The 20,050-nt window shown below is 57.7% G+C and carries 19 protein-coding genes, 1 tRNA gene and 3 pseudogenes; 10 read left to right on the plus strand and 13 right to left on the minus strand.

Annotated features, from left to right (window positions below):
- Nucleotides 1-161: 161 nt before the first annotated feature.
- Nucleotides 162-653, minus strand: a pseudogene (locus H7698_RS01420) (transposase); the annotation flags it as partial.
- Between the two features lie 495 nt (nucleotides 654-1,148).
- Here H7698_RS01420 and H7698_RS01425 point away from each other — a divergent pair.
- The 10 genes from H7698_RS01425 (at nucleotide 1,149) to H7698_RS01465 (ending at nucleotide 10,303) form a co-directional block, all read left to right on the plus strand.
- Nucleotides 1,149-1,766, plus strand: coding sequence for a sugar O-acetyltransferase (locus tag H7698_RS01425; RefSeq protein WP_224787693.1), 618 nt, complete (start codon nucleotides 1,149-1,151; stop codon nucleotides 1,764-1,766).
- Between the two features lie 142 nt (nucleotides 1,767-1,908).
- Nucleotides 1,909-2,199 (plus strand): hypothetical protein, encoded by a 291-nt coding sequence (locus tag H7698_RS01430; protein WP_150580276.1) that lies wholly within the window; start codon nucleotides 1,909-1,911, stop codon nucleotides 2,197-2,199.
- A gap of 2 nt (nucleotides 2,200-2,201) precedes the next feature.
- Nucleotides 2,202-2,432: a hypothetical protein gene (locus tag H7698_RS01435; RefSeq protein WP_412072138.1), complete on the plus strand. Its 231-nt coding sequence runs from the start codon at nucleotides 2,202-2,204 to the stop codon at nucleotides 2,430-2,432.
- A gap of 98 nt (nucleotides 2,433-2,530) precedes the next feature.
- A complete protein-coding gene (locus H7698_RS01440) occupies nucleotides 2,531-2,752 on the plus strand; it encodes a hypothetical protein (RefSeq protein ID WP_150580277.1) in 222 nt (73 codons plus the stop codon).
- Between the two features lie 1,178 nt (nucleotides 2,753-3,930).
- A complete protein-coding gene (locus H7698_RS31700; protein WP_323055222.1) occupies nucleotides 3,931-4,155 on the plus strand; it encodes a cupin domain-containing protein in 225 nt (74 codons plus the stop codon).
- Nucleotides 4,156-4,412: 257 nt separating this feature from the next.
- The gene (locus tag H7698_RS01445; protein WP_150580279.1) at nucleotides 4,413-5,282 is read left to right on the plus strand and encodes a c-type cytochrome; all 870 of its coding nucleotides are present in this window, start codon (nucleotides 4,413-4,415) and stop codon (nucleotides 5,280-5,282) included.
- A gap of 58 nt (nucleotides 5,283-5,340) precedes the next feature.
- Nucleotides 5,341-6,717 carry a cbb3-type cytochrome c oxidase subunit I gene (locus tag H7698_RS01450; protein ID WP_150580280.1) on the plus strand — a complete coding sequence of 459 codons (1,377 nt, stop codon included), beginning with the start codon at nucleotides 5,341-5,343 and terminating at the stop codon, nucleotides 6,715-6,717.
- A gap of 11 nt (nucleotides 6,718-6,728) precedes the next feature.
- Nucleotides 6,729-7,538, plus strand: coding sequence for a CbbQ/NirQ/NorQ/GpvN family protein (locus H7698_RS01455; protein ID WP_150580314.1), 810 nt, complete (start codon nucleotides 6,729-6,731; stop codon nucleotides 7,536-7,538).
- A complete protein-coding gene (locus H7698_RS01460) occupies nucleotides 7,538-9,568 on the plus strand; it encodes a nitric oxide reductase activation protein NorD (protein WP_150580281.1) in 2,031 nt (676 codons plus the stop codon). Before H7698_RS01455 ends, H7698_RS01460 begins: the two co-directional genes overlap by 1 nt.
- Before the next feature lie 27 nt (nucleotides 9,569-9,595).
- Entirely contained in the window at nucleotides 9,596-10,303 is a 708-nt protein-coding gene (locus H7698_RS01465) for a succinate dehydrogenase iron-sulfur subunit (RefSeq protein WP_150580282.1), read from the plus strand.
- A 234-nt stretch (nucleotides 10,304-10,537) separates the two neighbouring features.
- Here the strand turns inward: H7698_RS01465 and H7698_RS01470 are convergent, their stop codons facing one another.
- The 12 genes and pseudogenes from H7698_RS01470 to rpmI form a co-directional block, all read right to left on the minus strand.
- Nucleotides 10,538-11,728, minus strand: a complete 1,191-nt coding sequence (locus H7698_RS01470; protein ID WP_150580283.1) for an NnrS family protein — start codon at nucleotides 11,726-11,728, stop codon at nucleotides 10,538-10,540.
- Between the two features lie 631 nt (nucleotides 11,729-12,359).
- A pseudogene (locus tag H7698_RS01475) lies at nucleotides 12,360-12,728 on the minus strand (transposase); the annotation flags it as partial.
- Nucleotides 12,729-12,744: 16 nt separating this feature from the next.
- A complete protein-coding gene (locus H7698_RS31795) occupies nucleotides 12,745-12,837 on the minus strand; it encodes a hypothetical protein (RefSeq protein ID WP_412072140.1) in 93 nt (30 codons plus the stop codon).
- Between the two features lie 16 nt (nucleotides 12,838-12,853).
- Nucleotides 12,854-14,341: pseudogene (gene tnpC / locus H7698_RS01480) on the minus strand (IS66 family transposase); the annotation flags it as partial.
- Nucleotides 14,293-14,613 carry an IS66 family insertion sequence element accessory protein TnpB gene (gene tnpB, locus H7698_RS31800; RefSeq protein ID WP_442966265.1) on the minus strand — a complete coding sequence of 107 codons (321 nt, stop codon included), beginning with the start codon at nucleotides 14,611-14,613 and terminating at the stop codon, nucleotides 14,293-14,295. The gene tnpB and the pseudogene tnpC, both read right to left, overlap by 49 nt.
- Nucleotides 14,614-15,114: 501 nt before the next feature.
- Nucleotides 15,115-15,191 (minus strand) — tRNA-Pro (locus tag H7698_RS01490).
- Between the two features lie 88 nt (nucleotides 15,192-15,279).
- Nucleotides 15,280-15,636, minus strand: coding sequence for a MerR family transcriptional regulator (locus tag H7698_RS01495; protein WP_093218077.1), 357 nt, complete (start codon nucleotides 15,634-15,636; stop codon nucleotides 15,280-15,282).
- A complete protein-coding gene (ihfA, locus tag H7698_RS01500; protein ID WP_002553164.1) occupies nucleotides 15,617-15,919 on the minus strand; it encodes an integration host factor subunit alpha in 303 nt (100 codons plus the stop codon). The genes H7698_RS01495 and ihfA overlap by 20 nt, the downstream gene beginning before the upstream one ends.
- 3 nt (nucleotides 15,920-15,922) lie before the next feature.
- Nucleotides 15,923-18,304: a phenylalanine--tRNA ligase subunit beta gene (gene pheT / locus H7698_RS01505; RefSeq protein WP_194690358.1), complete on the minus strand. Its 2,382-nt coding sequence runs from the start codon at nucleotides 18,302-18,304 to the stop codon at nucleotides 15,923-15,925.
- Nucleotides 18,305-18,330: 26 nt separating this feature from the next.
- Entirely contained in the window at nucleotides 18,331-19,347 is a 1,017-nt protein-coding gene (gene pheS / locus H7698_RS01510) for a phenylalanine--tRNA ligase subunit alpha (RefSeq protein WP_007905876.1), read from the minus strand.
- A gap of 109 nt (nucleotides 19,348-19,456) precedes the next feature.
- The gene (rplT, locus tag H7698_RS01515; protein WP_007905879.1) at nucleotides 19,457-19,813 is read right to left on the minus strand and encodes a 50S ribosomal protein L20; all 357 of its coding nucleotides are present in this window, start codon (nucleotides 19,811-19,813) and stop codon (nucleotides 19,457-19,459) included.
- A gap of 27 nt (nucleotides 19,814-19,840) precedes the next feature.
- Nucleotides 19,841-20,035 (minus strand): 50S ribosomal protein L35, encoded by a 195-nt coding sequence (rpmI, locus tag H7698_RS01520; protein ID WP_008145659.1) that lies wholly within the window; start codon nucleotides 20,033-20,035, stop codon nucleotides 19,841-19,843.
- Nucleotides 20,036-20,050: the final 15 nt, after the last annotated feature.

Raw genomic sequence — 20,050 nt, forward strand, 5'->3', positions numbered from 1 at the left:
CCGCACAGATCCGTATGTGCGGAACTACCGCATACCGCGAATGGGTCAACAAGCAAAAGCTGAGCATGCGACAGATCCACCTCCCTGGAGACAAGTCCTTCGTGGATTTTTGTGGCAGAACAATGCCTGTGACAAACCCGGACAACGGAACGGTTAACCGGTTCGTCACCCGGTACGCCGCGCTGCCGACTCGCATCCGCCTTGATGATGCTAGCGTCCACGGCAAACCCTTCGCCCTTGACCAAACCTGCGTCCATGCAGCGACGCAGCACCTCATTGAACAACCAGCGAAACAAATCGCTGTCCCGAAAACGGCCGTGTCGATTCTTGGAAAAGGTCGAGTGGTTGGGGACTTCATCTTCAAGGCTCAACCGGCAGAACCAGCGATACGCCAGGTTCAGATGGGCCTCTTCGCACAACCGCCGCTCTGAGCGAATGCCGTAGCAATAGCCCACGATCAGCATGCGAATCATTAGTTCGGGATCAATCGACGGACGCCCAATCGGGCTATAGAAATCGGCGAGGTAATGGCGCAGGTCGCTCAGATCGAGACACCGATCAATGCTGCGCAGAAGGTGATTGGCTGGAATGTGATCTTCAAGGTTGAACGAGTAAAACAGCCGATCCTGCCCACTCGATAACTGTCCCATCATGCTGCGTGATCCCCCTCCGACCAATGCAGAGATTTTGCCGGAGGTCAGCCAGAGGAGCTACTTTTTCAACAGAATCGGTCGATTGCTGCCGTTCGCATCTGGCGGAGTCGACCAAGTTTCGCTCACTTTCGACGACTTCCAAGTGGTGAAGATTGTTCTGCACCGAGGCAGAGCAACTGATTACAGGAAGGATGCTTTATACATATGAATCAATGTGTTACAGATTTTCTTATTACGTCGAAACACTATGGAAACCGCGATTTGTATAGGGCTACCGGTCCTTATTACGTGGTTTCATCGGGTGCAGTCGGGATGACGCAATCCATGCCGACGGGGCCTATGCCCATCCAGCTGCATGAGCAAGGGGGGCGCCGTGACCGATTTGTTTTTAGTCTGAGGGAGATCAACTCATCTGCTCGAAGTGAGCAGGTAGCGGTTCGACCAACGGATCCATATGTTTAACTGGTACCTGGCAAGCCTGATCGAACTACACGGGTGAAAAATATAAATGAGATGCAAAAAGCGGCGGCGGGGCTTCTTTACAACGCCAATCACGACATGGAATTGCTGAAGCAGCGAGCTGAGGTCAAAGACAAACTTTTCGAATTGAACAGTACCCGACCCAGCGACACGGAAGCCCGTACCCAACTCATAAAGGCCATCGTCGCCCGAATTGATGATGGCTTCACCATCGAAGGTCCATTTTACTGTGACTACGGCTACAACATTGAAATTGGGAAAAACTTTTACGCTAACACCAATCTGGTGATCCTCGACGGCGCCAAGGTCACGATTGGCGACAATGTTTTTATAGCCCCTAATGTGGGTCTTTATACAGCGGGGCACCCGCTTGATGCTGCCCGCAGAAACGAAGGCCTAGAGTACGCACTCCCGATTCACATTGGTCACAACGTATGGATCGGCGCCGGTGTTTCCATCCTTCCCGGCGTGAGCATTGGTGACAACGTAGTGATCGGATCAGGAAGTGTTGTTACACGCTCTCTGCCCGCGAACGTGGTGGCAGTCGGAAACCCATGTAAGGTGCTCCGCGAGATCACAGCGGCTGATGCTCAGGCCTTCAGCCAAAATGAAGGCCTGCCAAAGGGCGCATAACGGGACATTCGTCAAACCACCCCCTACAGACGAGCTCGCTGCGGCGGGCTTTTTGTGCTCGCTTAAAACCAGAGCCCGGCAGTCTGGTCTACCCTTACCGGTGCTCATGGTGTTGGCAGGTCGATGGACTGGAGGAAAGCTAGTGTCGTTACCGATCACCGCCCGGCAACTGAACGCCTTGCGAGCACTGCAACGCATCGACCCCGATTTGGGTGAACTGGCCACCACGATTGCGCTGGCGTTCGATCCGTCGAGCATCGAGAACCCACAAATGGCGCGGCTAATCCTTGAAAAAACTTGTCGACGGATTGTCGCCGGTCAACCGGGGAGTCATGAAGCGATGATCCAGCATCTGGAGCGCTTCGGTGACTTGGACTGTCTGTCACCTGAGCAGGTCAGTGACTTTACAGACCGGATCAGGAAGCATGCGTAATCATGCGCCAAGGTATCCACGAAGACGCGCTGCGCGCCATGCTCGAGGGCGGTGCGGTGCGCGATGTACTGGTCAATCGTCATGACGAGAAGTGGATGTTGGCCGTCCGTCTGGGCGGGGCCGGAAGTCGCTGGCTGCCCGTGCGCTCACGCCGCGAAGCGCTGCGCACCCGGGCGAGCCTGACGGCGGTGGGCGCTTTGCCGAGGCGGCAGGCATCCGGGTGTTCCAGGTAGAAGTTTAGTCGGCAGATTTACAGCCGACTGTCATCCGCCTGCTGGGCTCAAGGGAATGAACCGGTAAGTTCGCCTCATCCCCTGCAAGGAGCTCTTGCATGACGAAGGACGCGGTATTCACGCATTGCGTGGCGCTTGATCGCAGTAAACTGCTCTGTGAGCGGCAAATTGGCTGGGCGGGGCGATGGAGCCTTATGGGAGATTTCGTGATCTGCACCCAGTGCCAGGCGACACAGTCGATCAGCCTGGCGCATGAACCCTTTGATCATTTGCCCGCTTGTGCGGCTGCCGGGTACGGTCTGCACCCTGGCACGATCTAGCCCGTCTGTTGAGCCAGCTTCCAGCCGTTACCCACTGAATCACTGCACTGACAGGATCCGTTTCTGTTGCAGGTCAACGTCCCGGCGGGTAGCTACGTCTGCGAGGCATTCGCTTTAAAACTTCATCAAGATCTTACTCATCCGCAACAGTCTGCCGGCCAAAAGCTGACAGTCGTGGCCGCACTGTGACGCGCTGGCCCCAGTCGAGGCGGTGGGCATTCGATGCTTGAGCTCCACACGACATCCCCTGTCGGGACCGACAAAGACAACAAGAGTCTTGGCAAGCGCGTCTGCATTACAAACGTAAGCGTTCCGCCAACTCATCTTGCATGGCTGGGGTATTGCGCAGACTCGGCCTTTATCGGGGTATATGAATCCAAGCGACATGTTAGTGAGTGTTGCCCTCATCGATGGTCAGATGCTCAGGAAATCCATGCACACCGACGCCAAATCGCTCAATAAGCACCGTCATGGCGAATTGCTTTTTTAGCGTTACACGATTTTGTGAAAGGCAAAGAAAAAGGGCTACTGGTGACAGTAGCCCTTGATTTTAAGCATGAAATATTTTTGCACACTCTCATGCGGGGGTGTGGAGGTCTCACCCTACGCTGATGTCTAGATCATCCACGGGGTTCCTACGCCGGGTATATGCGACCATGACCGATTATGATCGACCGTTCGCGAAGCTACCTTTTACTGACGGGGAAGGTCTAAAGCTCGGTCTAAAGATATCCGCACCCACACCTTCTGTGTCTGACTCGTTATCGAGATGATTTTGCAACCAAAAGAATCGGCATGTTTCACGGTCATTATTTTCTGTTCCTTCTACATCGATACTACCAGAACTGGAGCATTTGCTCGGCCATCATTCGATCATGCAAAAAGGCACCCATATATGGACGACGATTACCCGAGCGATTAGACGGTATTAGGTATACACCCTGGTGAAGTCGTCCTACTATCGGCCGTAGGGCTTTGACATTGATCGTAGAAAGTAGCCTGAATCGTTTCGGTTGTGGCCATAGGCCTGATCAGCGACTACCCTCCTATAACAATGGGATATAAACGTGGCTTTAAAACATGCCAAATCGGCTGAGGTGGTCAGTCTGCTCAGCTCAGTCGACTCATCGCAGGCCCCGATCTCCCAAGCGCTCGTCAGCAGCCCAGAGATCGAGCTAATGCGTTTGATTCTGAAAGCTGGCAAAGAGCTTCCGCCTCACGCTGTCGCTGGTCCTATCACGCTTTACTGTCATCAGGGTTCGGTCGAAGTCCGGGCAGGTGGGGTCTGGCAGACGATGAGCGAAAGCGATCTGATGTACGTCGAAGGTGGGGCGGAGCATGCCTTGCACGCTCTTACCGACGCGATCGTTCTGGTGACTATCTTTCGACTGCCGGACCGATAGTCTATCTCCAACACGCGAACGATCAGCGCGGCACGGCACCGATACGGCCACTGCACTCACTTGTGCCTAATGAAAAGCGACGCTTCGTCCATTCACCGCTAACCGCACTGAAATAGGAGATCTGCGTTGGAAAAGACTTTCAGAATTCTCAGTTTCGCGGTCATCGCGCTCATGCTTGTGGCCTCTGTCTATGCCGGCGCCATCGGCATCTATTACTGGACCGGTATCGGCGTGTAACACGTCTCTGAGAGCATCCCATGAACAAACGCCAAACTCGCCTGTTCGCTGTGATCTCCACAGCCATCGCTGCTGTGGCTTTCCTGGGCATGACCTTGGACACCCACCGGCAATTCCCGGCACTGACACATTCCGAGAACATCACGCCGGCCGTTACTCGCGGCAAGGATGTCTGGCATGAGAATAACTGCATCAACTGCCACACCATCTTTGGCGAAGGCGCCTATTACGCGCCGGATCTGACAAAGATCTCTCAACATCGCGGCGCGCCGTACCTGACCGCGTTCCTGAAAGACCCGTCAAAATTCTATGATGAGAAACGGCATCGCCGGCTGATGCCCCAGCCAAATCTGAACGACCAGGAAATCTCGGACCTGATCGCCTTTTTCGACTGGGTCGCCAATGTCGACAACCAGGGCTGGCCACCGCGCCCAATCTTGGTAACCGGGTCCTCTATTCCAGGCACTACTCTCACAGTCGCGCAGCAGGATGCTTCAGGTCCCGGCAGAACCACCGACCCCATGCCACCCGGCGCCCGTCCGGTCAGTGGTAGCGATGACCCGATAGCTCTTGGCGAAGCGCTGTTCGGCACCGCCACACCAGTCTGCAACGCCTGTCATTCGATCGCCCCCGGCGTGAACCTCGCCGGCCCGACACTGGCCGGGATTGCTACCCGCGCGCTAGAAACCATAGCCTCGCCGGAATATGCGGGGAGCGCCGACAGCGTGGAAGCCTATATCCGCGAGTCGATCACCAAGCCCAGTGCCTATCTGCACCCTGGCGAGATGTACTCAGCAGGCGGTACTTCATTCATGCCGAACAACTACGCCGAGTCTTTGACCGACGAGCAGATCGACCAACTGGCCGCCTACCTGGCCACGTTCAAATAACAAGGTCGTGTTAGAGCTGTCGACGATTTGACCGGACATTATTTTTCAGGGGTGGGCAATGCGTTATAAATCACAGTCGGTCGCTTACTGGTACTTTGCCATCGCAATGGTACTTTTTGGATTGCAACTGGTGTTCGGACTGCTCTCGGCAGCCAAGTACCTGGGTCCGGATCCGTTGCTAAACATCTTGCCATTTGACGTCACCAAGACGATTCATACCAACTTGCTGATCGTCTGGGTACTGACCGGCTTCATGGGTGCAACCTACTGGATGGTGCCGGACGAATCACGCACTGAGCTGTACAGCACCAAACTCGCCTACATCCAGCTCGGTTTGTGGACAGTAATGGGTGTCACTGCCGTCATCGGTTATCTGTTCGGTTATGGCACCGGGAACAAACTGCTCGAGCAGCCGTTACCGCACAAGATCGTTATTGTTATCTGCATGCTGATCTTCCTCTACAACATCGGCATGACGATCAAGAAATCCGGCCGCTTCACCACCACCGAGGGCGTGTTACTGCTCGGCTTGGGTAGCGCGGCAGTGCTCTATCTGCCGGCCCTGCTGCATTACGAGAATTATGTGGTGTCGATCTACTACCGTTGGTGGACCATCCATCTCTGGGTCGAGGGCGTGTGGGAAATGATCCAGGGCGGCTTCCTTGCCTACTTGCTGATCCGTCTCTCCGGCGCCGATCGCGAGGTGATGGAAAAGTGGCTGTATGTGATCGTCGGCCTGGTTTTCATCGCCGGAATTATCGGTACCGCGCACCACTATTATTGGATCGGCGTACCCACTTACTGGCTGCCGATCGGCGGCTTATTCAGCGCGCTGGAGCCAGTCGCACTGGTGGGCATGGCGATGTACGCCTACTACGCTATGCGCCGCTCCGGGCTTGCACACCCGAACAAACTGGCTCTGCACTGGACCATTGGGAGCGCGCTGTTCACGATGTTCGGCGCCGGCCTGCTAGGCCTTGCGCATACCTTTCCCAGCGTCAACAAGTGGACTCACGGCACCCTGATCACCGCCATGCACGGACATGCGGCCTTCTACGGCGCATACGTGATGATCGTACTGGCGATGATCACCTACGCTATGCCCTCGATCACCCGCCGCGAGAATGTGGACGGCACTAACCTCGGCTACTGGGCGTTCTGGTTGCAGCTGGCCGGGATGTTTGGCATGACCCTGTCGTTCGGTACGGCGGGAATCGGCCAGGTCTACTTGGAGCGCATCCTCGGCATGGGTTATCTCGATACCCAGCTGAAGATCCAGGTGCATTTCCTGATGCTGGTAGCGACTGGATCGCTCTTCGCCCTTGGCGTTGGCATGTTCATCTACGACTTCTTCCGCTTCCCGCCGCGCCTGAGTGTGGGCGACAGTGAACCGCTGCCGATAACCACCACTAGCGCCGCAAGGCCAGGCTTGTGACCGATCTGCGAATGGCCGGCTCCGGACCGGTCGCCAAACACGCCGATGAAGCGCCCTGGTACGAAGCCAGCGGCGACGAAGTGATGATTTTCGAGCAATGCCACGCACGGCAGTTGGCCGTCATGCTCAAAGGCCCGACCGGCTGCGGCAAGACCCGTTTCGTAGAGCATATGGCTTGGCGCCTGGGCCGTCCGCTGGTGACCATTTCCTGCCACGACGACATGACTGCCAGTGACCTGATCGGACGTTTTCTGATCGGTAACCAAGGTACCCGCTGGGTCGACGGGCCGCTGACCCGAGCGGTGCGCGAAGGCGCTATCTGCTACCTGGACGAAGTGGTCGAGGCGCGCCAGGACACCATAGTCGTGCTCCACCCGCTCACTGACCACCGACGCATTCTGCCGCTGGACAAAACCGGCGAAACCCTCGAGGCTGCGGCCGGCTTCCAGCTGGTGGTCTCTTACAATCCTGGTTATCAGCGCATGCTCAAGGATCTCAAACCCAGCACCCGGCAACGCTTCGTCGCGTTGGATTTCGACTTTCCCTCCCCTGAGCGAGAGACACGCATCGTAATGCGCGAGAGCGGCGCCGACCACGCCATCGCCACCGCCCTCGTCTCGCTGTGCCAGCGGTTGCGCGCATTGCATGATCGTGGCCTCGCCGAAGTACCGAGCACTCGCTTGCTGATCGCCACCGCCCGTCTGATCGCCAGCGGCATCCCGGCGCGCGCAGCCTGCAACGCCGCGCTAATTTCGCCGCTGTCCGACGATGCCACACTGGTGGGCGCCATGCATGATCTGGTCGACATGACCTTCGTCTGATGGCCGAAGCCGAAGACGTCATCAGCGACGTCGCCCGCCATGCCACCGTGTACGTACAACGGCTCTGGCAACGCCGACGCAACGCGCTCAATACGGCGAGACCCATCGCTCTGGAGGATGTGGCCGAGCGACTCGACCTGTTAACTCACGCGGTCTTCGGTTGCAGCTATCCGCTGCGCATCGCTCAGCCACCGGCGCCGCCGACACTGCTGGCCAAACTCTTTCAGCGTGTCGAACGCCCCTATCGACAAACCGCCGTGCCCGCCACCGACGGGGTGCGTATCTGGCTGCCTGCTCATTTGGGCATCGCGGATTTTCAACAAGCGCTCCCGCGGTATCGCACCCTCGCTCTGCAACAGGCGATGCGTGCCTGGCGTGGCAGCGCCACGCTCCACGACGCCTTGGATACACCGCTGCAACGCAGTCTTTATCTGCTGCTCGAAGCCTGGGCCGCAGACTTTCAGCTGCTTGAACGTCTGCCGGGTATCGCCGATGCCCTGAACGGATTGCGCCGGCAAGCCTTGAGCGAAAGGCCGGCGCTGAGTCAGTTCTCTCCATCCCGTCAGCCGTTGGAGCGCTTGCTTCGGCAAGTATTGCAGCAGCGCTGTGGCGAGCCCATCGCTGGATTGCATCCACCCGTCACACCCGACGACGCACTGATTCAGGCGCGCCACCTGGCAATCACGTTGGATGACGGACAGCCATCGGCGCAGCCGGGCAAGCAACCCCTGCTGCTTGATCACTGGACGGGAGACCTGCGTTCGGCTCCCGACAGTCGCTCACACGACAATGACAACCGCAGCGAACCCGACCCCGCGCCAACCAACCCGCACGGCGCCCGCCTGTCACGCCGCCCCGAGGTGCGCGAAGCGGTGGAAGGCGAAGACGAGGAACAGCCGGATGGCATCTGGATGGTGCAACCCTCTCCTCCGCTGGAGCAGGCGGAAGATCCGATGGGCATGCAACGCCCCACCGACCGCGACGAGGCCACCCCGGCCGAGGAATACGCCGACTCTCTATCCGAGCTCAACGAAGCGCGCCTGGTGCGTACCCCGGGCAGTCCGAAGGAAGTTCTTGTTTCCGACGATCCGCCGGATGCCTGCAGCCTGCAAGCCGGCAACAAGTCGGAAAGCCATGCCGAACAGCTCAGTTATCCCGAATGGGACTACAAACGCGGCAGCTATCGCAACCCCGGCACCACAGTTCATCTCTTGCCGGCCCCGTTGGGAACATCGCAGTGGGTCACGCAAACACTGGAAACCCATCGATCGATGCTCGACGCCATTCGCCGCCAATTCGAGATGCTGCGCGCCCGCCGGCTACGTCTGCGCCGCCAACTGGATGGCGACGAGTTGGATCTGGACGCCTATATCGACGCCTTGGGTGAAGCGCGTGCCGGCTTGGACATGCCCCAGGCCGTCTACCAATCGCAGCGCAGCGCACGTCGTGACATGGCCATCATGCTGCTAATCGACGCCAGCGGCTCCACCGACGGTTGGCTATCAAGTAACCGGCGCATCATCGACGTCGAGCGCGAAGCCCTGTTGCTGATGTGCATGGCGCTCGAAGGCTTGGACGAACGCTACAGCGTGCAGACCTTTTCCGGCGAAGGGCCGGGCATGGTGACGCTGCGCAGCATCAAGGCATTCGACGAGCACTACAGCGAGGAAATCGGCCAGCGCATCGCTGGGCTCGAACCGGAACGCTACACCCGCGCCGGCGCCGCGATTCGTCACGCCAGCGGCCTGCTGATGAAGGAGCCGGCCACGCACCGGCTGCTGTTGCTGCTCTCCGATGGCAAACCTAATGATGTTGACGACTACGAAGGCCGTTACGGCGTCGAGGACATGCGCCAGGCCGTCAATGAAGCCAAGTTGCAGGGCATCTACCCCTTTTGCCTGACCATCGACCGCCAGGCCGCCAACTACCTGCCTAGAGTCTTCGGGGCCCAGCAATACGCCTTGCTGCCCAAACCGGAACTGCTGCCGGGCGTACTCCTAGAGTGGCTCAAACGACTGATATCGGCCTAATCGACACCGTAACGCGAGGAAATATTTATGCTCGAAATACAGGTGTATCGCTATAACGAAGAACAGGACTCCACGCCCTACATGCAATCAATGTCGGTGGCCGATGAATTCCGCGGGCGGATGGTGCTGGATGTATTGGAGCATTTGCGCGAAACCGATCAGTCACTTGCTTACCGTCGCTCCTGCCGCGAGGGTGTTTGCGGCTCGGACGGCATGAACATCAACGGTAAGAATCGTCTGGCATGCATCACCCCGGTTTCGGAGGCACTGGGCGGTTCAGACAAGCTGATCATCCGACCGTTGCCTGGAATGCCGGTGATTCGCGATCTGGTCGTGGATCAGAGTCTGTTCTTCAAACAGTACGAACGGGTCAAACCTTGGCTAATCAACGAAGAACCCGCGCCAAGTACTGAGCGCCTGCAATCTCCAGCAGAGCGTGCCCTGCTGGATGGCCTTTACGAATGTATCCTCTGCGGCTGCTGCTCCTCGCAGTGCCCTTCTTGGTGGTGGAACCCGGAGAAATTTATTGGCCCGGCGGGGCTGCTGCAGGCTTGGCGCTTCATCGTGGATAGCCGCGACACCGCGGCGACCGAGCGGTTGTCGAATCTCGACGATCCATTTAGCGTGTTTCGCTGCAGAAGCATTGGCAATTGCAGTTGGGTTTGCCCGAAGGGTCTCAACCCCATGGGCGCGATCGGCCACATTCGTAGAGAACTCACCAGACAGGGCACTTGAACGAGTGGCTGGCCTACACCCAGAGGCTTCTCACGGAAGAGCGAGCGCCGCGCAAGTGTCTGACCGAGTCCACAGCAGCCTCGGTGAAGGTCGTCAAGAGGTCTTGAAGATGATTTTGCATCGTCATTTCCATCATGCGCAGCCAGGCCACAGGCTGCCCGCTCCGGGTCTGTGGGCAGCGTTTTCTAGGGGCGCAAGTGGTACAGAGGTGTTTGGAATGCCGTTGCGCAAGGGTCAGCCTGGGTTGCCATCGACCCGCGCGCTGACCAGCATCGGCGCATACCGCCAGATGTAAAGCGCGAAGGCCACCGCCCAGCAGATCGCCGCTAACCAGAGGCCCATTATTGGCCACTGGCCAGAGAGGAACACCCGCGACGCGGCTCCGAGATTGAGCAGCACGAAGGCGCCAATGATGCCACTGGGTAACGCCAAAGAACGCCCGGTATGGCCGAGGGTGACTCGGGCGATCATCGCGAGGATCAGGCCGCTCATGGAGCCAACCGATAGCGCATGCAACGACGGGCTGGAACTGTCCAACAGACCGAAATTCCACAGCGCCAGACCTGCCGCCGCAACCACCAGCCAGAGCATCGCCAAGTGCAATGACCAAAGCAGCGGCACACGCCAGATAGCGGCGTCGTGCCAGCGCACCAACCGCAGCAGGTGGCCGGCGGCAATGGCGAGGAACAGTACACCGAGCAGCAGGTTTTGCTGCAACGCGACACCTGCGGCGTAGAACACCGCGATCAGGCCGGAACCGACCAGCAGCGCCACGTCCAGCCAGCCCAAGGGCTTCACAGCCGTGGTATGGCCCAAACCGCGCTGAGTGAAGAAGGGAATAACGCGTCCGCCAATAATTGACATCAACGTCGCCACCAGCCAAAGCCCGGCTAGTGTGCCTTGGCGCTGCAGGCCGTCGTCGCTTAGAGCAATTCCGCAGAGCACCATTACATTGGCGGAGATCATCAGGGTGAGAACGGCGATAATCGGGTAGTTGCGTTTCTGCCTGACGACCCAGAGCATGCGCACCATCAGTCCGGTTAAGCCGAACAGGAACATCAGGTCCAGCGGAATCATCAGAGCCAGGGGCAATCCGAACAGCCAGCCCAGACGTGCCAGCAGCCAGACGCCGGCCAGCACCATCAGCTTCTTGCCTGAAACCCCGGGCTGCCCTGTCCAGGTCTGCCCAGCTGTGAGCAGGAAACCTGCGACGATCGCCATGGCGAAGCCGAACAGCATTTCGTGGCGATGCCAGGATAGCCAGCCTCCGGTTGGCTGAAAACCGGGCCAGATGCCCGTCCAGGTGGCGACCCAGAGCGGAATCGCGAGCATCGCGAAGAAGCTGCCAGCGAGAAAAAACGGGCGAAAGGCAAGGCGCCACATGGGCGGAATACTCATGGCCTTTCGCCGATCGATAACTCGCACAAGGCCTCCTGAACTACTAAGTGTCTACCGGCAGGATGAGGAACTAGCCGGGCAGAACGGTAATGGCTCCCAATATCGCGGAGCCAGGATTACTTTCTACAGGTTAGCGGGTTCCGACAGACTTAATTGCAATTATCATTCATCGACAGACATCGGTGCCGACTACCCGCAGGTCTTAGTGGGCTAACGCAACACGCGTTAGGGCGATTGCCCCAACACAGTCATTTACCGGGCCGGTAGGTCGATCAACTTGGGATCGTTCAGTCTGGCCATCAACTCACGGTTCGTCCAGCGAGACTTTGTTGATTGACGCGAGGCATGCAAGCTTGGGCCTTAGCTTTTATATCACACGCCGGTATTTTTTTGCCTTTTCGCACTGGGCAACTAGCTACCATCTGCCACCGTTAACTCGCCGTACAACGGATGCAGGAGTTGAGATTTAAGCCCCAGGTACTTGTATGTGAATGGCCGCAATCGGCCCAGAGTGTGTAAAAACGCACGGATGCACTGCCGGCGCGCAGAGCCGACGGTTGTTAGCTGAGTAGCTCACACATGTCCTGCGGATCATCACTAGGTCTTGGGGGCCCCAGCGCCGCTTTTACCTTGCTGCGTGGCCAAAATATGGGTCTCCTCAGGCCGACAGCGCTTTCATTAAACCTCTGGTACCGAGAATTTTCATGACGCACTTCAAGTTGTAGGACGTTCAAACTCATCTCCGCACTTACTCCGCACAGCTTTCGTGTCAGGAATGCGTGGCGCCCATCCATTTTTTGAGTGTCCCGAAGGGATGCTCCACAGTACGCTTGCGGAATCGCATCATGTCCGGCGCGTTGCTCAGTCTGTTATGCATTTCCTCCAGTATGGCTTCATGCTCCCAGCGTCGAACCTGCCGTTCCGTGCTCGATGTGCACTGCGGTTTCATTGCGCAGCCCCAGCATTTCGAACTCCAGTAACGGTGCAGCATCAGGCCTTTTTCATCGTTGGTATAGCGCCAGATCAGTGTAAGCAAACGGGCATTACAGGTTGCGTAACGGTATCCAGTTATGCGGCAACAACCCGGCGATCTCACTCGCTCGCTGCGTCGGTAGCCGCGCCGGAACGTCCTTCAGATAAGCATACGGGTCATGCCCATTGAGCTTGGCCGACTGGATCAGACTCATCAGCGCCGCCGCACGTTTGCCGCTGCGCAACGATCCTGCAAAGAGCCAATTTTTGCGTCCAAGAGCCCATGGCCGGATCTGCTGCTCGATGTGGTTGTTATCGATAGGCACGACGCCGTCATCCAGATAACGTGACAACGCCGTCCCGCGCTCGAGGCTGTAATCCAGGGCTCTGGCGATGGCCACGCCATCGTGCACAAGCTCGCGCTGGGCGATCATCCAGGCATGCAAGGCGTCCATTGCCGGTGCGGCTTTTTCCTGGCGTATTCGTCGTCGAGCGTCAGGCTCAAGGTCGCGGATTTGCTGTTCTATTTCGTACAGCACCTGGATATAGCGCAAGGCCTGTTCGGCCAGCTGGCTTTTGTTCGTGGCGTGCAGGTCAAAGAATTTGCGCCGAGCATGAGCCATGCAACCGATCTCTGTCACACCCATTGCAAAAACTGGCCTTGTAGCCACCAAAATCGCCGCACACCAGTTTGCCTTTCCAGTCTTGCAGGAAGGCGCGAGCGTGTTCACCCGAGCGGCTTGGGCTGAAGTCGTACACCACCGCGCGGATATCGGCAGACGCGGTGGGCGCATAGGCCCAGACGTAGGCCCGATGGGTTTTCTTCACGCCGGGCATGAGCACCTGTACCGGCGTGCACCATGCTGTGTTCAAGCACCACTCGCGCAGGGCATCGACCAGCGGTTGCAGTTGCACACCGCAGGTGCCGACCCACTGCGCCAAGGTCGAGCGCGGGATGGCGAGGCCGGCCCGGCCAAAGATCTTTTCCTGACGGTACAGCGGCAAATGATCAGCGTATTTGGCGATCATCACTTGGGCCAGCAGACCTGCCGTGGGGATGCCCTTGTCGATGATCTGCGCGGGAACCGGTGCCTGGATCAGTGTCTCGCATTGATCGCACACCCACTTGCCACGGATGTGTTGTTCGACGGTGAACACGCCGGGCGTGTAGTCGAGTTTCTCGCTGACATCCTCGCCGATACGCTTGAGGGCGCAGCCGCAGGTGCACTGCGTGTTGTCCGGTTCGTGATGGATCTGCATGCGTGGAAACTCGGGCGGCAAGGCTGTGCGTTTAGGTCTTTGCCGAGCCACGGTCGGGGCCAGAGCGGGTTGCAACGCCTCAAGCTCGGCTTCGATGGCCGCGATGTCGGCGTCGATCAGGTCATCGAGCAGGCTGGCTTGATCCGGGTTTAGTTGCTCGCTGCGCTTGGCAAATTTGAAACGCTTGTGCTGTGCGATCTCATGGTTCAGCTTGTCGTTGACCGTTTTGTAGTGGTGGATCTGCTTGTCCATGGACTCGACGCGCTGCATCAACTGCGCCGCGATAGTGCGCAGTTGTTCAGGGTTTAGTTGGTCGAGATTAGGAAGCGAAGTAATGCCACCGATTTTGCCAGAGCAGGTCAACACCGACGATGGCTCATCGGACAATTGCACGGCGACGCTGGCCATGGCAGACGTTTCATGATGGAAATCGCGTTGTCTGGCCCAATTCTTTGCCAAGGCAAGCCCAGCACCAGAGCGAGTAACTGTTCGTCGCTCAGCGCCACCTGAAGACCATGACGAGAACCTGGCCAGATGAATTTTCCTTGATGCAGTCGGCGAGCCGCCAGCCAGATACCCAAACTGAACTCCTTGTTTGCCTCACGCAACTGATGTGAAAGGGACTGGAAGACTGTCCTTGCGCGCGACCTCAATCCTGGGCGGTACTTGCTTGTACCCAACAGAGCTGTAAAACGGGTCAGTCGACGCCGAAAAGGTCACCTAGGGAGTAACGGGAAATGAATCGAAGCTAGCAAAATGCTATACCCACGTCCACCCGTGGTTGCTGCTGATGGTTGCGGCTCGCTGAGTGGGATCACGCTTGATCAGCCCTCTCCCCGTCACGCCGCTGAAACCGCGTGATACCTAATGCCTCTGCCGGAACCTGAGCGATTGTCTGAATCACCTCAGCAGCAACCGAGACTATCACCCCGCCAATACCCATCCTCCGGTGCTCGCCTCGCGGACCTTCGATATGGGCAATACAGTTGACGAACGCACTTGTCAATTCAGAGCATTGCCTTGGCACGGGGAGCCTCCGGACACGAGATCAGAACACAATTGCGCCTTCCGGATGGCAACGCTACCCAGATCCAAAATATCCGTGGGAGTAAATGTGGGAGTATTTGTTTAGACATGAAAAAGCCCAATCTTTTCAGATTGGGCTAAATCATTGAAATATATGGTCGGGACGGAGTGATTCGAACACTCGACCCCTAGCACCCCATGCTAGTGCGCTACCGGACTGCGCTACGCCCCGACTAGGCGTGAAACTCGCCCCTCTTCTCGAAGGACGCTCAAGAATATATCGCAAGCTTTTGAAAACTGGAAGTATTTAAAAGCAGAAATTATTTCTTGAGAACAATCAGCACATCTTCCAATTCAGCAATCATCTGCCGAATCATCTGCTTGTACTGAGTGGTGTCGTCTTTGGCTTCATCGCCGGACAAACGCAAGCGTGCGCCGCCGATGGTGAACCCCTGATCGTAAAGGAGCGCGCGGATCTGCCGGATCATCAGCACGTCTTGTCGCTGATAATACCGGCGGTTTCCGCGGCGTTTGACAGGGTTGAGTTGAGGAAACTCCTGCTCCCAGTAGCGCAGCACGTGTGGCTTTACTGCGCACAGCTCGCTAACTTCACCAATGGTGAAGTAGCGTTTGCCTGGGATGACGGGTAGCTCGTCGTTATGACTTGGTTCCAGCATAAGCCTCAACTCGGGCCTTCAACTTCTGCCCTGGACGAAAGGTGACCACACGGCGAGCCGTGATCGGGATTTCTTCTCCCGTTTTCGGATTGCGGCCAGGCCGCTGGCGTTTGTCCCGAAGGTCGAAATTGCCGAAACCGGACAATTTGACTTGTTCGTTGTCTTCAAGAGCGTGCCTGATTTCCTCAAAAAACAGTTCGACCAATTCCTTGGCCTCCCGTTTATTCAGGCCCAGCTCTTCATACAGACGTTCCGCCATTTCAGCTTTCGTCAGAGCCCCCATACGTCACTTCCTTAACGTGGCGTTCAACCTTTGTTCGAGCGAGGTGAGGATGTTTTGTGTCGTGGTATTCACCTCATCGTCATTAAGAGTGCGCGATGGATGCTGCCAGGTCAAGCCGACGGCGAGGCTTTTTCTATCAGGATCAATGCCTTTACCCTGATACACGTCAAATAGCCTGAGGTCTGTCAGCCATTCGCCTGCATTTTCACGGATTACGTCCAATACGGCACTGGCTGCGACGTCTTTGTCGGCCAGCAGCGCGAGGTCACGACGCACTTCAGGAAAACGCGATAACTCCTGGAATTTAGGCATTTTGCCCAACGCCACTTCAGCTAAAACCAGCTCGAAGACGAAGACCGGACGGTCGAGACCGAGGGTTTTCGATAATTCAGGGTGGATAGCACCAACGAAGCCTACCAGGCGACCTTCTCGTTCGATGCGCGCGGTTTGACCCGGGTGCAGCGCAGGGTGTTTGCCCGGCACGAAGGTGAACGAATCGAGTGCGCCGGCGAAACCCAGCACCGCTTCCACGTCAGCCTTGACGTCGAAGAAGTCCACGACATCGCGACCCTGTGCCCAACCTTCCGGCAGGCGGCTGCCGCACACGACACCGGCCAACATCGGTTCTTGCTTCAAGCCTTCCAGCTGACCGACGAAGCGCAGACCGCTTTCGAACAGACGGACGCGGTCCTGTTGACGGTTCAGGTTGTGCTGAAGCGCCTTGACCAGACCTGGCCACAGGGATGAACGCATGGCGGCCATGTCGTTGGAAATCGGGTTGGCCAGCAGCAGCGGCTCTACACCTGGATTAAACAACTCGAATTGTTTCGGATCGATGAAGCTGTAGGTGATCGCTTCCTGGTAACCACGGGCGACCAGCAGACGACGCAGTTCCGGCAGATCGCTGCGGGCTTCTGCCTTGGCTTGCGGAGCCAGGCGCGCTTGCGGGTAACGAACCGGCAGGCGGTTGTAGCCGTAAAGACGGGCCAGCTCTTCGATCAGGTCGACTTCCAGGCTGATGTCGAAGCGGTGGCTTGGTACTTCGACGCGCCACTGCCCTGCCCCATCGGCGGAAATTTTCAGGCCCAAGCCGTTGAGCAAGCGCTCGACTTCAGCCGATTCCATTTCCATGCCGAGCATCTGGCTGATGCGCTGGGAGCGCAAGGTTACCGGTGCGATCGACGGCAAGTGCTGTTCGCTGACGGTTTCGATGACCGGGCCAGCTTCACCACCGGTGATTTCCAGCAGCAGGCCAGTGGCGCGCTCCATGGCTTCACGGGCCAACTGCCAATCCACGCCACGCTCGTAGCGGTGCGAGGCATCGGTGTGCAGGCCATAGGAACGAGCCTTGCCAGCCACAGCGATCTGATCGAAGAACGCGCTTTCCAGGAAGATATCGCGAGTCGTCGCGGTGTTGACGCCGCTATGCTCACCGCCCATGACGCCAGCGATTGCCAGGGCACGGGTGTGGTCGGCGATCACCAGCGTATCGCTACGCAGGCTGACTTCCTGACCGTCGAGCAGCACCAGCTTCTCGCCTTCTTCGGCCATACGCACACGGATGCCGCCATTGATTTCAGCGAGATCGAAGGCGTGCAGCGGCTGACCCAGTTCAATCATTACGTAGTTGGTAATGTCGACGGCAGCATCGATGCTGCGCACGTCGGAACGACGCAGGCGCTCGACCATCCACAGCGGGGTGGGCTTGGACAAGTCGACGTTACGGATCACACGACCCAGGTAACGTGGGCAAGCTGCCGGGGCCAGCACCTCAACCGAGCGCACTTCGTCGTGCACGGCAGGAACGCTGGCAACCACTGGGCGAGTGACTTCGGCGTCATACAGCGCGCCCACTTCACGAGCCAGGCCGGCCAGGGACAGGCAGTCGCCGCGGTTCGGCGTCAGGTCGACTTCGATGCTGGCGTCGTCGAGTTTCAGGTATTCACGAATATCCTGACCGACCGGCGCATCAGCCGGCAATTCCATCAGGCCATCGTTTCCTTCACCGACCTGCAGCTCGGCTTGCGAGCACAGCATGCCGTTGGATTCAACGCCCCGCAGCTTGGCTTTCTTGATTTTGAAGTCGCCCGGCAGTTCGGCACCGATCATGGCGAACGGGATCTTCAGGCCCGGGCGCACGTTTGGCGCGCCGCATACCACCTGGAAAGTCTCCGAGCCATTGCTGACCTGGCAAACACGCAGCTTGTCGGCGTCCGGGTGCTGTTCGGTGCTCAGCACCTCGCCCACGATCACACCGGTGAATTCGCCGGCGGCCAGCGTAACGCTATCGACCTCAAGACCGGCCATCGACAGACGAGCAACCAGCTCGTCGCGACTTACCTGCGGGCTTACCCAGCCACGCAGCCATTGTTCACTGAATTTCATCCTGCTCTCCTAAGAATTCGTTACGACTAGCGAAATTGCGCGAGGAACCGCAAGTCGTTGTCGAAGAACAGACGCAAGTCGTTCACGCCGTAACGCAGCATGGCCAGACGCTCAACGCCCATGCCGAAGGCAAAGCCCGAAAACTCTTCCGGGTCGATCCCGGACATGCGCAGCACGTTCGGGTGAACCATGCCGCAGCCCATCACTTCCAGCCAGCCAGTCTGCTTGCAGACGCGGCAACCTTTGCCGCTGCACATCACGCATTCCATGTCGACTTCGGCGGATGGCTCGGTGAACGGGAAATACGAAGGACGGAAACGCACTGCCAGTTCTTTCTCGAAGAACACGCGCAGGAACTCTTCGATGGTGCCCTTCAGGTCGGCGAAGTTGATATCGCGGTCGACCAGCAGGCCTTCGACCTGGTGAAACATCGGGGAGTGAGTGATATCCGAGTCGCTACGGTACACACGGCCTGGACAGACGATGCGGATTGGCGGCTGTTTCGATTCCATGGTGCGGACCTGGACCGGCGAGGTGTGGGTGCGCAGCAACATGTTGGCATTGAAATAGAAGGTGTCATGCATCGACCGGGCCGGGTGATGGCCTGGGATGTTGAGCGCTTCAAAGTTGTGATAATCGTCTTCGACCTCAGGGCCTTCGGCGATGCCGTAGCCAATGTGGGTGAAGAACTGTTCGATACGTTCCAGAGTGCGAGTGACCGGATGCAGACCACCCGAGGTCTGGCCACGGCCAGGCAGGGTCACGTCAATGGACTCGGCAGACAGTTTGGCAGCCAGGTCGGCCTCTTCAAACAGTGCCTTGCGGGCATTGAGAACCTCTGTGACACGCTCCTTGGCAACGTTGATCAGGGCGCCGACTTGCGGACGCTCTTCTGCCGGCAAATTCCCCAGGGTCTTCATCACCTGAGTCAATTCACCCTTTTTGCCAAGGTAGTGAACCCGGATTTGCTCCAGGGCATTGATATCTTCAGCGCTTTGCACAGCCTCTAGAGCTTGAGAGACGAGCGCGTCCAGGTTTTCCATGTACAGACTCCAGATACAAAATAGGGGAAGAGCTTGAAGGCTCTTCCCCTATTTATGACGTTTAACACCTGGCCCCACAGAGATGGGGCCGGGTGACTGTCGGGGGTACTTAAGCCAAGGTGGCTTTAGCTTTCTCGACAATCGCAGCAAACGCCGCTTTTTCGTTCACTGCCAGATCAGCCAGAACCTTACGGTCGATCTCGATGGACGCTTTTTTCAGGCCGGCGATGAAACGGCTGTAGGACAGGCCGTTGATACGTGCACCAGCGTTGATACGAGCGATCCACAGAGCGCGGAACTGACGTTTTTTCTGACGACGGTCACGGTAGGCGTATTGGCCTGCCTTGATTACCGCTTGCTTGGCAACACGGAATACGCGCGAGCGAGCGCCGTAGTAGCCTTTAGCAAGTTTCAGAATTTTTTTGTGACGTTTACGGGCAATGACGCCACGCTTTACACGAGCCATGAGTTACTTCCTCTATTCTTGACTAAATTAACGAAGGCGCAGCATGCGCTCGACTTTTGCCACGTCACACGGTGCCAGCAAGCTGCTACCGCGCAGTTGACGCTTACGCTTAGTCGACATTTTAGTCAGGATGTGGCTCTTGAAAGCGTGCTTGTGCTTGATACCGTTAGCAGTTTTCAGAAACCGCTTAGCAGCACCACTTTTAGTTTTCATTTTTGGCATGTTCGGATACTCCGC

Origin of the sequence: Pseudomonas sp. p50(2008), assembly GCF_015351605.1 — a bacterium.
Classification (GTDB): domain Bacteria; phylum Pseudomonadota; class Gammaproteobacteria; order Pseudomonadales; family Pseudomonadaceae; genus Aquipseudomonas.